Genomic DNA, 14,188 nt, shown 5'->3' on the forward strand with positions numbered 1-14,188 from the left:
AAACTCTGTGATACTATTTTACCTAAGTAAAGAAAAAGCGTAATGGAGAGAGACACATGAAGGTAGCAAAATTTGGTGGTAGTTCAGTAGCAAGTGCGGAACAGCTCCGCAAAGTAGCGCAAATCGTGAAAGCTGATCAGGAGCGGAAATTCATTGTCGTTTCTGCGCCAGGTAAACGCGACAAAGCTGATACGAAGGTGACGGACTTACTTATTGCAATAGGAGAAGCACATAGCAAAGGGGAGGACGTCAGTACACAGGTAGAAAAGGTGCTGTCGCGTTTCCGGGCCATCGTTGAGGATTTGGAGCTGGATAATAACTTGATCGAGCAGATAGAGGATCAGTTAAAAGGTATCTTGGCCGATTCGATACCTGCAGTTAATACAATGGATGCGTTGAAGGCAACGGGTGAAGATTCTCTTGCCAAAGTATTCAGTGCTTATCTCAATAAATTAGGAGTGCAAGCAGCTTATGTGAATCCCCAAGAAGCTGGTCTGCTAGTGAGAGAAGAGTTAGGCGGTGCTCGAATATTGGATGAGAGCTTTGAGCTTTTATACAAGCTTCGCGACCGTGATGGAGTGCTTGTCATTCCAGGTTTCTTCGGCTACACAAAAGAAGGAAAGCTTGCAACATTCCCAAGAGGCGGGTCGGATATTACTGGTTCTATCGTAAGTGCTGGAGTGAAAGCTTCCTTATATGAAAACTTCACCGACGTGGATAGCGTGTACAGTGTAAATCCGAATATAGTCGATAATCCAAAAGAGATCAACACGTTGACATACCGGGAAATGCGGGAGTTGTCTTATGCAGGTTTTTCAGTTTTCCATGATGAAGCGCTGATTCCTGCTTTCCAAGCTAAAATACCAGTATGTGTGAAAAATACAAACAATCCATCTGCGCCGGGTACGATGATAGTTGCCGAAAGGGAAGTGTCGGGTAATCCAGTAATCGGAATCGCCAGTGATACAGGCTTCTTGAGTATCTATATCAGCAAATACTTAATGAACCGCGAGCTAGGGTTCGGGCGGAAACTGCTGCAAATACTTGAAGAAGAAAATATCTCCTTTGAGCATGCGCCATCTGGTATCGATGATATGAGTGTCATTCTGCGTGAAAGTCAGCTGCCTCCAGACAAAGAAGCGGTAGTTGTCCGTCGTCTTAAAGAGGAACTCAAAGCAGATCAAGTATCGATTGATCGTGATCTGGCGATGATCATGATAGTCGGACAAGGTATGATTGAGACAATTGGCGTTTCAAGTACTGCGACGAAGGCGTTTAGTGATGCGAATATAAACATTGAAATGATCAACCAAGGCTCTTCTGAAGTATCCTTGATGTTCGGAGTCAAAGCACGTCAGATTAATGAAGCGGTGCAATCTTTGTATCAAGCATTTTTCCAGAATTAAAAAATCCGGACAGCGCCTTCTTTGGCGTTGTTCGTTTTTTTTTTATCTCTATATAACTGGAGTCTGGTTGCTCATTCGTTAGGACTTTTCAGGTAACTTACTTGCAATTAGCTAATAGTGGTTTCAATCTTTTGAAAGGGCTTTCTATTTCTTCTTTTTACTTCAATTCTCCTAAAACCCCAAGAATTACTGTTTGCCTGGTTGCTGAAACCCTCTTCTTCGCCATTCTTTTTTTGCTAGCTCAGTAATCTATTAATACAGAATCAGCGGTAGCTGTAGGTCACTACTGTGATATCGGCAATTCCATACCTACTCCATACTGCAGACTAAAAGAAGCTATTGTATGAAACTCAATGGACGAATGCTATAAATGTTTCGCTTATGCAAGGGTTGGTGATCCTTTAATAGCGTCGGGATTTTGCTTTGCTGGACGAATGAAACAAAGAAATACATAAATGAAATTCTTTGCAATACGAAATACGTAAAAGTGCGCGGATATATTCGGGGTCTTTTGACGGAATAAAAGACTGCGTCAGGGGTATGATTTAGTTATAACTTCGGATAAAAAGCCACTCCTTGCATGCTAAAAATCTTATTATTGCTAATTTCTGCAGACTAGTTTAGTCTATATATGTGCAAAACTTTGCGGGATGTGATCATATTGAAACATTTACTCGTTGTTGGAGCCGGAGAAGAAGCAGTCCAATTCATCAAACTGTTCCAACGAAAAAAAGGCTTTCGGATAATCGGGATGCTAGTCAAACAGCCTAGCGCCATTGTGAAATATCAAGCTGAGCGATTAGATATCCCTCTTTGGAAAGACGTGACAGCGGAAGCGCTTGATCATGTCGACTTTGTGCTGGAAACATCAGAGAGATTAGCGGATTATCTTGAACCGACTACCTGCAAGGCGGAGATCATATCCGGACAAAGTGCACAGCTGATACTAGCATTCGCAACTCAAGAAGAGACAGAGAATACTTCTACATATAATAACCAGCAATTTCGCAGTAAAACGCTGGAGTACTTGCATGAGGGGGTCTTGTGCGTCAATCGCCAGGACGAAATTATATATATAAACGAAGCAGCTGAAAAACTGCTTGGCAGCAAGAAGAGTCAATTGTTGGGGAAACCGATAGCAACTGTTATGCCAGATTCCAAGCTGCCAGAAACCATTCGGAAAAGGGAACGTTATGTGGATGAACAGCTAAGACTCCCTTCCGGTATCGAGATTGTCTATACCTGTGCGCCGATGGAAAACGATCAAGAGGAAGTGACCGGTGCTTTTACGGTTATGAAGAAAACGGTCGATATCGTTGCTTTGGCAGAAAAGCTTACTGATGTTAGAGAAGTGAAGTCAATGCTGGAAGCTATCATCGACTCCTCGCAGGAGGCAATCAGTGTCGTAGATGAAAATGGCATTGGTTTGATTGTTAATCCTGCCTATACGCGTCTGACAGGATATACTCCTGAACAGATTGTCGGAAAACCGGCAGTGACTGACATCATGGAAGGGGAGAGCTTGCATATGCAGGTTCTTCGGACACGCAGACCAGCTACGGGTGCCCGGATGCGTGTCGGTAAGCATGGTAAGGAAATGATGGTCAATGCGGCACCAATCATTGTTGATGGGAAACTGCGCGGGAGCGTGGGGGTCCTGCACGATATCTCGGAGCTGCACGAACTGCAGGATGAAGTGCAGCGTGCCCGGAAGATTATCCGCAGTTTGGAAAACAAGTACACACTGAAGGATGTCATATCTGATTCGGAAACGATGCAGGTAACACTTGAACAAGTCAAATTCGCTGTCAATGCGGATGCGCCTTGTCTTTTGCGTGGAGATGCCGGTGTAGGCAAGAGTATGTTTGCAGCTATCATTCATAATGAAAGCAAACGGCGCCATCGGCCGTTTATCCGAATCGATTGCACAGTCGGTGATGAAGAGAGTTTGGAAAAACAGCTTTTCGGGTCTCTGCGCAACAGTCACTCTACTGGAATGATAGAAAAAAGTGACGGCGGTACGCTGTTTCTTGATGATGTTGATGGTATGCCGCTTCGTATTCAGGAGAAGCTCTCGGATTTCATGGCTACAGGTAAACTGCAGCGCCCTTCCGGTAAATCGAAAAAAGTGGACGTCCGGATAATAGTCAGTGCTCGTCATCCTTTAGAACGCGCAGTATTTGAAAAACGATTTTATGAGCCTTTTTTTGAAAGATTGAAGCGTATAACAATCTATATACCGGCTTTAGCCGAAAGGATGAAAGATTTCGAGGGGTTGTTATCCACAATTGTCCACAAGCAGAATCAGCTGCTGCAATGTTCGGTTCAATCTGTTTCTGAAGCATCAATAGACGTATTGAAAGACAAGAAATGGTTCCATAATGTAAAAGAGCTGGAAACAACCATAGCCCAAGTGATGACATTTATGGAGAAGACGGAACATGTTATCCTTCCGAAGCATCTGCAGATGTCTTCCTTGGATCAGCAATCCTTAGCGGGCACGTTGCAAGAACAGGTGGAGAACTTGGAGAAAAAGCTGATTGAATCTGCTTTGCGGGCGAACGACTTTAACAAAAAAGCGACGGCAGATCAGCTTGGAGTGTCGATTCGTAATTTATACTATAAGATGGATAAATATGATTTTGATAGAAGTGGCATGCAAGATTTTTCATAATGGGGAAGGAAGAATACGATGCATAAGTTTACCGCTCTTGAAAAAATGGCAGCTGCGAAGCAAGGATTTTCGATTGCAATCGCAGCTGCGGACGACCCTTCCATTCTTAAGGCAGTAAAAAAAGCGACCGATCAGCAGCTGGCAACATTTCTGCTGTATGGAGATGTTGACCGGCTAAAGCAGTATATAAAGGAAGAACAGCTTACAGAAGAGAAAATCACGTGCATCCATGCATCATCTGCAGACAGAGCCGCGGATATGGCGATAGAAGCCTGGAAATCAGGCAAAGCGGATTTTCTGATGAAAGGGATTGTCAGTACTGATGTGCTGGCAGGTAAGATTTTGAAAGATAAAACGACGCTCAAGCCAGGGAGCATCCTGTCCCAGCTCGCCATTTTCGATATTCCTTCTTATCATAAACTGCTTTTCCTAACGGATGCAGGTATCAATATCGCACCTTCGCTGGAGATGAAGAAGAAGATTTTGGATAATGCCGTATCTACCTATGTTAAGATGCTCCACGCAGAACCGAAGGTCGCCGCACTTGCCGCTACGGAAAAGGTAAACTCGGCGATGCCGGCGACAACTGATGCAGCCCTGTTATCTGTCATGCAGCAGCGCGGACAGATTAAGGATTGCAAGATTGACGGGCCTCTCGCACTCGATAGTGCATTATCTGCCCAATCTGCTGCCATCAAGAAAATAGATTCACCTGTTGCGGGAGATGCAGACATCCTATTGGTACCGGAAATCGAAAGCGGAAATATGCTTTACAAATCATTCACTTATACAGCAGGAGCCGTAAGTGCTTCTTTACTTATCGGAACAAATTCACCTGTCATCCTTACATCCCGAGCGGACGACAGCACTAGTAAATATTATGCAATATGCTTCGCGATAGCGGCAGCATCACTTGCCTAGGAGGAACTAAGATGAAGATCTTTGAAACGTTGGAACAATACGATTACGAACAGCTAGTCCTTTGCCAGGACAAAGAATCCGGTTTGAAAGCGATCATCGCAATTCATGATACAACTCTCGGTCCGGCTCTTGGCGGTACTAGAATGTGGACTTATGCAACTGAAGAAGAGGCAATCGTTGATGCACTTCGTCTGGCAAAAGGCATGACGTACAAAAATGCTGCAGCTGGCCTGAATCTTGGCGGAGGCAAAACGGTTATTATCGGGGATCCGAAAAAAGACAAGAACGAAGCGATGTTCCGTGCATTCGGACGTTACGTACAATCATTGAATGGGCGCTACATTACAGCAGAGGATGTTGGTACTACAGTAGAGGATATGGAACTTATCCATACTGAAACGGATTTCGTAACAGGTATCTCTGCTGAATCTGGATCTTCAGGCAACCCGTCGCCAGTAACAGCTTATGGCGTATACAAAGGAATCAAGGCATCTGCTAAAGAAGCATTTGGTGATGACAGCTTGGAAGGAAAAACAATTGCTGTCCAAGGTATCGGGAATGTTGCTTATGCTTTGTGTGAGCATCTCCATGCAGAAGGTGCCAAGCTGATTGTTACTGACATTAACAAGGAAGCCGTACAAAAAGCAGTAGAAGCATTCGGAGCAACAGCGGTAGATCCTGATGATATTTATGGTGTCGAATGTGATATCTTTGCTCCTTGTGCTCTAGGCGCAGTAATCAATGACGATACATTGCGTGTATTGAAAGCGAAAGTGGTAGCTGGAGCTGCGAACAACCAGCTGAAAGAAGAGCATCATGGACAGATCCTATTCGAACGCGGCATTGTGTACGCGCCAGATTATGTGATCAACTCTGGCGGTGTGATCAACGTTGAGGACGAATTGCATGGCTACAACAGAGAGCGCGCGCTTCGTAAAGTAGAGACAATTTATGACAGCTTGCAGCGCGTATTCGAAATCGCTAAGCGTGATGACATTCCGACTAGTATTGCTGCTGATAGAATGGCTGAAGAAAGAATTGAAACAATGCGCAGATCCAGAAGCCAATTCCTGCGTAACGGTCATCATACTTTAAGCAGAAGATAAAAACGAGGGGGAAACCGCGTGCAGACAGCAGAAAACCGTATTTTAGCTATTAATCCAGGTTCTACTTCTACGAAAATCGGTGTGTTTGATGACGAGCATAACATTTTTGAACGAGTGATCCGCCATGATTTAGAAGACATCGGCGGATACGAAAGAGTAATGGATCAGTACCAGTTTCGGAAACAAATCATCTTGGATGCATTGGATTTCGAAGGTATTAACGTGTCCAAGCTAACTGCGGTCTGTGCACGCGGCGGACTGCTCCGCCCGCTTGAGGGCGGTACATACCGTGTGAACGAAGCGATGCTTGCTGATCTGAAAGCAGGCTATAATGGTGAACATGCCTCCAATTTGGGAGGGTTGATTGCTTATGAAATTGCAAGCAGCCTTCAGATACCGGCTTTCATCACCGATCCTGTCGTGGTTGATGAATTGGATCCGCTGGCACGGCTTTCCGGTTTGCCTGGTGTGGAGAGAAAGAGCATCTTCCATGCATTGAACCATAAGGCTATTGCACGTAAAGCGGCAGCTGCCAAAGATAAGAGCTACGAGGAATCGAATATTATTGTCGTTCACCTTGGTGGCGGCATTACTGTCGGTGCGCATCATCATGGACGCGTGATCGATGTGAACAATGGCTTGAGCGGGGAAGGACCTTATACGCCTGAACGGGCAGGGACAGTTCCTGCTGGGGATTTAATAGAGCTGGCGCTGAGCGGTTCCTACACAAAGGATCAGCTGATGAAAATGCTGACGACCAAGGGCGGATTCATGGGTTACCTCGGAACTAATGATGGAAGACTTATTGCTGACAGGATCAAAAAAGGTGATCAAGAAGCAAAGATGATTTTTGAAGGCATGGTGTATCAAACAGCGAAAGAGGTCGGGGCAATGAGCGTTGTTCTCTCAGGGGAAGTAGATGCCATTGCAGTGACTGGAGGTCTTGCACATGACGAGCTGTTCATCTCGATGATGAAGGAACGGGTGAGCTGGATTGCCGATGTGCTTGTGTATCCAGGCGAAAACGAGCTTCGTGCCCTGACAGAAGGCGCGCTTCGTGTCATGCGAAAAGAAGAAGCGGCGAAAGTTTATGTCGTATAGGAGGCAGAAACAATGGTAAGAGAATATGACATTGTCATCTTAGGAGGCGGTACGGGCGGTTACGTGGCCGCCATCCGTGCTTCCCAGTTAGGGTTAAAAACAGCAATAGTGGAAAAAGCAGAGCTTGGCGGAACTTGCCTGCATAGAGGATGCATACCATCCAAGGCATTGCTCCGTTCGGCTGAAGTCTACCGGCAAACAAAGGAAGCAGCAGCTTTCGGTATACATACATCAGATGTGCGACTGGACTTTTCAGGGGTACAGCAAAGAAAAGAAAAAATCATCGATCAGCTGCATCGCGGGGTTCAGCATTTGATGAAAAAAGGGAAAATTGACGTTTTCCAAGGATACGGCCGTATTCTCGGACCTTCCATCTTCTCTCCAACGGCAGGAACGATTTCTGTGGAATTTGCTGACGGCAGTGAAAATGAGATACTACTTCCGAAGAACGTAATCGTTGCGACAGGTTCCTCTCCGCGTTCCTTACCAGGTATTGATTTTGATGAATCAAAAATCCTTAGTTCTGAAGGCGCGTTGGCGCTGCAGGAGCTTCCGGAAAGCATGACAATTATCGGCGGGGGTGTAATCGGAATCGAGTGGGCATCGATGCTTCATGATCTCGGTACAAAGGTTACCATACTCGAGTATCAGGACCGTATTCTTCCAACAGAAGACGAACAGATCAGCAAGGAAATGTTTAAGCAGCTTAAAAAGCGAGGCATCGTAATCCATACGAATGTGCAAGTGGAGAGTGCTGAAGCTGGTGACAGCAGCGTGACAGTCACCGCACAGATGAATGGGGAAGAGCAAGTTTTTGTGTCTGATAAAATTCTCGTCTCTGTTGGCCGTGCAGCAAATGTCGGGGACATCGGGCTCAAAAATACCGATATCCAGCTATCAGAGCAAGGGTTTATCCAGACAAATACTTTTTACCAAACGAATGAATCCCATATTTATGCAATCGGTGATGTGATTGGCGGTATGCAGCTGGCACATGTTGCCTCCAGGGAGGGCATGATTGCGGTTGAGCATATCGCAGGTGTTCAGACAGAAAGCTTGGATTACAGCATGGTTCCGGCTTGTGTCTATAGCTTCCCGGAAACGGCAAGCGTCGGATTGACAGAGGCACAAGCGAAAGCAGAAGGTCATAGTGTCAAGACTGGGAAAATGAGTTTCCAAGCTATCGGAAAAGCTTTGGTATATGGTGAGACAGAAGGCTTTGTTAAGATAATCGCCGATGAAAAGACGAACGATTTGCTTGGTGTTCACATGATTGGTCCACACGTGACTGACATGATTTCAGAAGCTGCGCTTGCCAAACTGCTTGATGCAACACCTTGGGAAATTGGCCAGACGATCCATCCGCATCCGACACTCTCGGAAATTATTGGAGAAGCGGCACTTGCGGTCGATGGAGAGCAAATCCATGGCTAAGATATTGAAGAAAGGGGGAGCGGCGATGTCAGAAACAAGACATGCTTCTCTTGGAATATCAGACGAAAAAGTATTGGAAATGTATAGATGGATGCTCCTGGCAAGAAGAGTGGATGAACGTATGTGGCTCTTGAACAGAGCCGGTAAAATACCGTTTGTTATCTCTTGTCAAGGACAGGAAGCTGCACAGGTTGGTGCTGCAATGGCGCTGGATAGGGAGATTGATTATCTTTTGCCCTATTACCGCGACTTAGGATTGGTAATGCCATTTGGTATGACTGCAAAGGATTTGATGCTTTCCGCGTTTGCGAAAGCCGAAGACCCTAACTCAGGCGGCCGCCAGATGCCTGGGCATTTCGGTAAAAAATCTTCTCGAATCGTCACTGGTTCTTCACCAGTGACAACACAGGTGCCGCATGCTGTCGGTTTTGCGCTAGCTGCCAAAATGGAGAAGAAACAGCTCGTCAGCTTTGTGACTTTAGGTGAGGGTTCTTCAAACCAAGGTGATTTCCACGAAGGCTTGAATTTTGCAGGTGTTCATAAATTACCGGTGATTACGATGGTTCAAAACAATAAATATGCCATCAGTGTTCCGCAGGAAAAACAGCTCGGCTGCGTCAATGTGTCCGACCGGGCTCAAGGATATGGCATGCCTGGATTCACGATTGACGGAAATGATCCTTTAGCTGTTTATCAAACAGTGAAAGAAGCTCGTGAGCGTGCACTGAATGGGGAAGGACCGACGCTCATCGAAACAGTGGGCTACCGTCTTACACCGCATTCCAGTGATGACGATGATATGACATACCGTGAAAAGCAAGAAGTCGAGGAAGAACGCAAAAAAGATGGCTTGCTTACATTTGGTGCGTATCTTCGTGAAGTTGGCGTGCTGACGGAAGAATTGGAAAACCAAATGGAAGAAGAAATCAAACAAATCGTAAATGAAGCAACAGACTATGCTGAGCATGCTGAAGATCCGGAACCGGAATCCGCATTGCTTCATGTGTATGCCGATTAAGGGGGAGAAACAATGCCAGTAATGTCCTATATCCAGGCAATTACGCAGGCGATGCGTGAAGAAATGGAAGCAGATGAAAAAGTATTCGTATTAGGAGAAGATGTCGGGAAAAAAGGCGGCGTGTTCCGTGCTACAGATGGCCTTTATGGTACATTCGGAGGAGACCGTGCATTGGATACACCACTTGCGGAATCAGCAATCGCCGGTGTTGCAGTAGGTGCTGCCATGTATGGGTTAAAGCCGATTGCTGAAATGCAGTTCGCTGATTTCATCATGCCGGCAGTTAACCAAATCGTCTCAGAAGCAGCGAAAATCCGTTATCGATCCAACAATGATTGGACTTGTCCGGTTACGATACGTGCTCCATATGGTGGAGGTGTACATGGTGCTTTGTATCATTCCCAATCCGTAGAGGCGGTTTTCGCAAACCAGCCTGGGTTGAAAATTGTGATGCCTTCCACGCCTTATGATGCAAAAGGTCTTTTGAAAGCAGCAATCCAAGACCCGGATCCGGTATTGTTCTTTGAACATAAACGTGCTTATCGACTTATCAAGGGTGAAGTGCCCGCTAATCCTTATACACTGCCGATCGGAAAAGCAGATGTGAAACGCGAGGGTTCCGATATCACTGTCATCACGTACGGGTTATGTGTCCATTTCGCACTGCAGGCAGCCGAAAAGCTTGCTGCAGAAGGTATAGAAGCACATATCCTCGATTTGCGTACCATTTATCCACTTGATAAAGAGGCAATCATCGAGGCGGCTTCCAAGACAGGGAAAGTTTTGCTGATAACAGAAGATAACAAAGAAGGATCGATCATTGGAGAAGTTGCAGCTATCATCGGAGAGAATTGCCTCTTCGATTTGGATGCTCCGATTCAGCGACTGGCGGCACCGGATGTGCCGGCGATGCCTTATGCGCCTAGTACAGAGAAATACTTCATGGTCAACCCTGCAAAAGTGGAAGCAGCCATGCGGGAATTAGCGGAATTCTAAACGAGGTGTAATGATGACGATAGAAAAAATAACAATGCCAAAGCTTGGTGAAAGTGTTACAGAAGGAACGATCAATACTTGGCTTGTCAAACCAGGCGACCAAGTAAGTAAATATGATGCCATTGCAGAAGTAATGACAGATAAAGTAAATGCAGAAATCCCCAGCAGCTTCACGGGTGTAATCAAAGAATTGATTGCATCTGAAGGTGATACGGTCGAAGTAGGGGCTCTGATTTGTACAATCGAAACAGAAGAAGCAGGGGATAAAAAGGAAGCAGATCCAGCTCCTTCAGCAGAAGAATCAACAATCAGCAACGCTTCTGCTGATACTGCGATGAAATCACGTTATTCGCCTGCGGTCATGCGGCTTGCGCAAGAAAATGATCTAGACCTTACAGCAATTACAGGCAGCGGAAAAGGCGGACGAATCACCCGTAAGGACATCGAAGCAATCATTGCCTCAGGTGAAAAGCCGCAAAAACAAGAGCAGAAGCAAACAGCAGCTGCAGAGGTGCCATCATCTGTTCGTGAGCAGACAACTGAATCAGCACAAGTGACACAAACAGATGCTGCTGGTAAATCCATACCTGTTACAGGTGTTAGAAAAGCCATCGCAAACAATATGGTTAAAGCGGCAACTGAAATTCCGCATGCATGGATGATGGTGGAAGTAGATGTTACCGACCTGGTTGCCTACCGTAATAAGGTGAAGGATACCTTTAAAGAAAAAGAAGGATATTCACTTACTTTCTTCAGTTTCTTCGTAAAAGCTGTCGCGCAGGCGCTAAAAGAATTCCCGCAGCTGAATAGCTCATGGGCTGGCGATAAAATCATCCAGCACGACGAAGTCAATATTTCCATTGCAGTAGCGAAAGACCAGGAATTGTTTGTTCCAGTTATTCAATCGGCAGATGATCTAAGTGTAAAAGGTATTGCAAAACAAATTACAAACCTTGCCAAGAAAGCTCGTACAGGCAAACTGACAGCTGCTGACATGCAAGGAGGAACGTTTACAGTGAACAATACTGGCTCCTTTGGTTCAGTACAAAGCATGGGGATCATCAACTATCCGCAAGCAGCGATATTGCAAGTGGAATCGATTGTAAAGCGACCAGTCATCATCAATGATATGTTCGCTGCCCGGGATATGGTGAATCTGTGTCTCAGCTTGGATCATCGCGTTCTTGATGGGCTCATTTGCGGACAATTCATGGCTAGAGTAAAAGAGATTCTGGAGAACGTATCCGAGTCAACGATGCCGGTTTACTGAGAGGTCATAGAAATTGAAAGAGACTGAAATTGCTGATACACTTAAAACAGTGTAAAAGGAGGAATACCGATGGCAGATTTCAGAATGTATATGAATGATATCGTAACAACTGCTAGGAAGGATCTTACCGATGCAGGATATACCGAATTAACTACACCGGAAGAAGTGGATTCCACACTTAAGAACTCCGGGACGACACTTGTAATGATCAACAGCGTTTGCGGATGTGCCGGCGGAATTGCTCGCCCGGCAGCTGCGCATAGTCTGCATTATGACAAACGCCCTGATCAGCTTGTGACAGTTTTCGCAGGTCAAGATAAAGAAGCGACTGAAAGAGCAAGGGAATATTTCACTGGCTTTCCGCCAAGCTCTCCGTCATTTGCTTTCTTGAAGGACGGCGAAATCGTTACAATGATCGAACGTCATGACATCGAAGGTCATGAGCCGATGGAGGTAGTCAATAAACTGCAATCATTGTTCGATGAGCATTGTAAAGAAGTTTGACAGAAAAAGTCCCCATCCATTTGGATGAGGGGCTATTCTGCTTTTGATCACTTTTGATGAGGAGTACCATTGTGAGAATAGGTTACCGAACGATTAAGACGGCCGTAGGAACACCGCTTGCGATATGGTTAGCGGAGCTTCTGCAGCTGGAAAACAGTGTTTCAGCAGGTATCCTGACGATTTTATGTACACAAGTAACAAGGAAGAAATCTTTTCTGGCAGCTTGGCATCGAGTGGCAGCCTGTCTGCTGGCAATCGTACTGTCATTCGTCATATTCGAGACAATCGGCTTCCACCCGATCAGCATAGGCATTCTGCTGCTTGTCTTCATTCCGGTCACTGTCATGCTGCGAGTCTCGCCTGGAATCGTCTCAAGTGCTGTTATCATTTTGCACTTATATAATTCCCATAATATCACGCTGGATTTGATCATCAATGAGATTATACTCATTACAGTCGGAATAGGCGTGGCTCTCATTGTGAATTTGTATATGCCCAGCCTGGAAGCAACGATCCGGCGGAAGCAGATTATTCTGGAGCGTAATTTTACGAAGATCTTAGAAGAGATTGCTTTGTATCTGCGTGATGGTGACCAGTCATGGTCAGGAGAAGAAATCACGCAGACCGAAAAGGTACTGAAGGAAGCAAACCAGCTAGTCGGCAGGGATGTGGAGAATCATGTACTCAGGTCAGAGCATCCGTATTATGATTACTTTGAGATGCGTACGAAGCAATTTGCCATACTGAAAAGAATCCTGCCGCTAATCAGCAGGCTTCCGGAGACGTCTTATTCCCAGTGTGGGCAGCTGGCTCATTTCTTTTCCGGTCTTGCTGATTCCGTGCACCCGGGTAATACAGCAGTCTTGTTCCTGGAGGAACTCGAGTCATTACGGCAGTCTTTTGATGAGGATCCCCTCCCTAAGACAAGAGAGGAATTCGAAACGCGAGCCCACTTGGTACAGTTGCTGTATGAAATGGAGAATTACCTGGAGCTGAAACAATCGTTCAAAGAAAGCGATGTGCAACATAGAAATAGACAGAAGGAGCAACAATAAGCACATCACCATTTAAAAAGGGGATGTGCTTATGCGCACGTTGCTAATAGCTTTCACCTGTCTGTCAATTTTGTCTCCGTTATGGCCATTCGGTGAGAATCCTATGCCGGGAAGGCCGCTAATCATTGTTAATAAAACAACAAACCAGCTTGCTTTTTTGGATAAAGGGGAAGTAATCAAGGTTTATCCGGTAGCTACTGGAAAGAAGCCGGAGTCGACACCGGAAGGGATATTTCTCACTTTGTTCAAAACGGAATACCCTGGCTACTCCCGAAAAGGAATTGCTGGGGGAGACAAAGACAACCCGCTAGGAAGCAGATGGATCGGTTTTAACGCTAATGATACGCAAGGTCGTACTTTCGGGATTCATGGGACGAATAGACCGGAGTCAATCGGCAGCCGAGTCTCAGCAGGCTGTATACGGATGCGAAACGAAGATGTGGAAGAATTGTATAAACAGGTTCCCGTCGGGACGAAGGTAAGAATAATGACAGGCTGGAAGTCATTTGAAGAAATTGGGATAGAAGATGGAGCTATTTTGTCTCCTAGAAGACAAAATAGCTCAGGGTGATTGCGAGAGTGGAAATAAGCATCGTGAATATCATCAAGTAAACCATGAATTTCATTGCGATATTTTGTTTGGATCTTTTTTTATTATGCTTGGCCAATGGAATGGAGCCCCCTTATCTGTTTATGTCCATTG

At 45.5% G+C, this 14,188-nt stretch carries 13 protein-coding genes; 12 read left to right on the top strand and 1 reads right to left on the bottom strand.

Annotation, left to right across the window (positions count from 1 at the left end; translation table 11 throughout):
• Window positions 1-56 precede the first annotated feature (56 nt).
• The 12 genes from CHH91_RS06165 to CHH91_RS06220 all read left to right on the top strand — a co-directional run bounded on the left by CHH91_RS06165 (window position 57) and on the right by CHH91_RS06220 (window position 14,056).
• Window positions 57-1,406, top strand: a complete 1,350-nt coding sequence (locus CHH91_RS06165) for an aspartate kinase (RefSeq protein WP_095222585.1) — start codon at window positions 57-59, stop codon at window positions 1,404-1,406.
• A gap of 661 nt (window positions 1,407-2,067) precedes the next feature.
• On the top strand, window positions 2,068-4,080 hold the full coding sequence (locus tag CHH91_RS06170) for a sigma 54-interacting transcriptional regulator (protein WP_176465698.1): 2,013 nt from the start codon (window positions 2,068-2,070) through the stop codon (window positions 4,078-4,080).
• Between the two features lie 18 nt (window positions 4,081-4,098).
• A complete protein-coding gene (locus CHH91_RS06175) occupies window positions 4,099-5,001 on the top strand; it encodes a phosphate acyltransferase (RefSeq protein ID WP_095222587.1) in 903 nt (300 codons plus the stop codon).
• 11 nt (window positions 5,002-5,012) lie between these two features.
• On the top strand, window positions 5,013-6,107 hold the full coding sequence (locus tag CHH91_RS06180) for a Glu/Leu/Phe/Val family dehydrogenase (protein WP_095222588.1): 1,095 nt from the start codon (window positions 5,013-5,015) through the stop codon (window positions 6,105-6,107).
• Between the two features lie 18 nt (window positions 6,108-6,125).
• Window positions 6,126-7,208 carry a butyrate kinase gene (gene buk, locus CHH91_RS06185; protein WP_095222589.1) on the top strand — a complete coding sequence of 361 codons (1,083 nt, stop codon included), beginning with the start codon at window positions 6,126-6,128 and terminating at the stop codon, window positions 7,206-7,208.
• Window positions 7,209-7,220: 12 nt separating this feature from the next.
• Window positions 7,221-8,642 carry a dihydrolipoyl dehydrogenase gene (lpdA, locus tag CHH91_RS06190; protein WP_095222590.1) on the top strand — a complete coding sequence of 474 codons (1,422 nt, stop codon included), beginning with the start codon at window positions 7,221-7,223 and terminating at the stop codon, window positions 8,640-8,642.
• Window positions 8,635-9,660, top strand: coding sequence for a thiamine pyrophosphate-dependent dehydrogenase E1 component subunit alpha (locus tag CHH91_RS06195; RefSeq protein WP_374076486.1), 1,026 nt, complete (start codon window positions 8,635-8,637; stop codon window positions 9,658-9,660). The genes lpdA and CHH91_RS06195 overlap by 8 nt, the downstream gene beginning before the upstream one ends.
• A gap of 12 nt (window positions 9,661-9,672) precedes the next feature.
• On the top strand, window positions 9,673-10,656 hold the full coding sequence (locus CHH91_RS06200) for an alpha-ketoacid dehydrogenase subunit beta (RefSeq protein ID WP_095222591.1): 984 nt from the start codon (window positions 9,673-9,675) through the stop codon (window positions 10,654-10,656).
• 13 nt (window positions 10,657-10,669) lie between these two features.
• Window positions 10,670-11,926, top strand: coding sequence for a dihydrolipoamide acetyltransferase family protein (locus CHH91_RS06205; RefSeq protein WP_095222592.1), 1,257 nt, complete (start codon window positions 10,670-10,672; stop codon window positions 11,924-11,926).
• A 69-nt stretch (window positions 11,927-11,995) separates the two neighbouring features.
• Complete coding sequence (locus tag CHH91_RS06210) at window positions 11,996-12,430, top strand: BrxA/BrxB family bacilliredoxin (RefSeq protein WP_095222593.1); 435 nt, start codon at window positions 11,996-11,998, stop codon at window positions 12,428-12,430.
• Between the two features lie 68 nt (window positions 12,431-12,498).
• The gene (locus CHH91_RS06215; RefSeq protein ID WP_095222804.1) at window positions 12,499-13,485 is read left to right on the top strand and encodes an aromatic acid exporter family protein; all 987 of its coding nucleotides are present in this window, start codon (window positions 12,499-12,501) and stop codon (window positions 13,483-13,485) included.
• Between the two features lie 31 nt (window positions 13,486-13,516).
• A complete protein-coding gene (locus CHH91_RS06220) occupies window positions 13,517-14,056 on the top strand; it encodes a L,D-transpeptidase (protein WP_095222594.1) in 540 nt (179 codons plus the stop codon).
• Here the strand turns inward: CHH91_RS06220 and prli42 are convergent.
• Window positions 14,031-14,111: a stressosome-associated protein Prli42 gene (gene prli42 / locus CHH91_RS21425; RefSeq protein WP_353615315.1), complete on the bottom strand. Its 81-nt coding sequence runs from the start codon at window positions 14,109-14,111 to the stop codon at window positions 14,031-14,033. The two genes, CHH91_RS06220 and prli42, sit on opposite strands and share 26 nt — an antisense overlap.
• Window positions 14,112-14,188 lie beyond the last annotated feature (77 nt).

This window comes from Virgibacillus sp. 7505 (genome assembly GCF_002272135.1).
Lineage (GTDB): Bacteria > Bacillota > Bacilli > Bacillales > Amphibacillaceae > Terribacillus.

What these genes read in the sequence shown, in the direction of transcription:
- CHH91_RS06165 (WP_095222585.1), top strand. Translation starts at nt 57, where the DNA reads ATGAAGGTAGCAAAATTTGGTGGTAGTTCAGTAGCAAGTGCGGAACAG.
- CHH91_RS06175 (WP_095222587.1), top strand. Translation starts at nt 4,099, where the DNA reads ATGCATAAGTTTACCGCTCTTGAAAAAATGGCAGCTGCGAAGCAAGGA.
- CHH91_RS06180 (WP_095222588.1), top strand. Translation starts at nt 5,013, where the DNA reads ATGAAGATCTTTGAAACGTTGGAACAATACGATTACGAACAGCTAGTC.
- lpdA (WP_095222590.1), top strand. Translation starts at nt 7,221, where the DNA reads ATGGTAAGAGAATATGACATTGTCATCTTAGGAGGCGGTACGGGCGGT.
- CHH91_RS06195 (WP_374076486.1), top strand. Translation starts at nt 8,635, where the DNA reads ATGGCTAAGATATTGAAGAAAGGGGGAGCGGCGATGTCAGAAACAAGA.
- CHH91_RS06200 (WP_095222591.1), top strand. Translation starts at nt 9,673, where the DNA reads ATGCCAGTAATGTCCTATATCCAGGCAATTACGCAGGCGATGCGTGAA.
- CHH91_RS06205 (WP_095222592.1), top strand. Translation starts at nt 10,670, where the DNA reads ATGACGATAGAAAAAATAACAATGCCAAAGCTTGGTGAAAGTGTTACA.
- CHH91_RS06210 (WP_095222593.1), top strand. Translation starts at nt 11,996, where the DNA reads ATGGCAGATTTCAGAATGTATATGAATGATATCGTAACAACTGCTAGG.
- CHH91_RS06220 (WP_095222594.1), top strand. Translation starts at nt 13,517, where the DNA reads ATGCGCACGTTGCTAATAGCTTTCACCTGTCTGTCAATTTTGTCTCCG.
- prli42 (WP_353615315.1), bottom strand. Translation starts at nt 14,111, where the DNA reads ATGAAATTCATGGTTTACTTGATGATATTCACGATGCTTATTTCCACT.